This is a genomic window from Streptomyces sp. NRRL B-24572, assembly GCF_002156145.1.
GTDB classification, from domain to species: domain Bacteria; phylum Actinomycetota; class Actinomycetes; order Streptomycetales; family Streptomycetaceae; genus Streptomyces; species Streptomyces vietnamensis.
Genome location: NZ_MWIG01000499.1, coordinates 1 through 911, shown reverse-complemented (window position 1 = coordinate 911; position 911 = coordinate 1). Strand labels below are relative to the sequence as shown.

Sequence of the window (911 nt, the reverse complement as noted above, 5' to 3'; positions counted from 1 at the left end):
TCCCGGATCCAGACTGTGTCAGGACAGCGGCAGCCGGTACCGGCCGCCGTCCAGCGGCTCGACGAGGCCGTCCGCGACCAGGCCGTCCAGGGCCCTGGCCCGCTGCACCGGCTCGTCCCAGACCGCGTCCAGGGCCGTCTGCGCCACCGGGTCCGCGGACTCCCGCAGGACGGCGAGGAGCCGGCCGCGGACCTGCCGGTCGGTCCCGGCGTACGTCTGGCCCCGACGCGGCGGACCGTCGTGCGCGGGCTTCCCCGAGAGCCGCCAGGCGCACCGGTCGGCGATCGGGCAGCGCCCGCAGTCCTCGTTCTTCGCCGTGCAGACCAGGGCGCCCAGCTCCATGGAGGCGGCCGCCCAGCGGGAGGCCGTCCCGTCGTCCTCCGGCAGCAGCGCGCGGGCGAGCCGTCGCTCGGCGGCCGTGGTCGCGTTCGGCGGGTACTGGACGCCGGTCGCCGCCCGCGCGAAGACCCGGCGCACATTGGTGTCCAGGACGGCGTGCCGCTGCCCGTACGCGAAGGAGGCCACCGCCGCCGCCGTGTACTCGCCGATGCCGGGCAGCGCGAGCAGCTGACCGTGGTCGCGGGGGACGTCGCCGTGGTGCCGCTCCGTTATGGCGACGGCCGCCGCGTGCAGCCGCAGCGCCCGGCGCGGATAGCCGAGCCGGCCCCAGGCGCGGACCGCCTCGCCGGGGGCCTCGGCGGCCAGGTCGGCCGGGCGCGGCCAGCGCGCCAGCCACTGCTCGTACACCGGGAGGACCCGGACGACCGGGGTCTGCTGGAGCATGAACTCGCTGACCATGACGCCCCAGGCGCCGGCCTCGGGGCGGCGCCAGGGCAGGTCACGGGCGTGCCGGTCGAACCAGGCGAGGACGGGCCCGTGACCTGCCCTGGCGCCGCCCCGAGGCCCGCGCC

The 911-nt window shown here is 78.0% G+C and carries 1 protein-coding gene; it reads right to left on the bottom strand.

Annotated elements, in window-relative coordinates:
- Nucleotides 1–18: 18 nt before the first annotated feature.
- A partial coding sequence (locus CCN56_RS27720) for an A/G-specific adenine glycosylase (RefSeq protein WP_107484231.1) occupies nt 19–911 on the bottom strand: 893 nt, incomplete at its 5' end.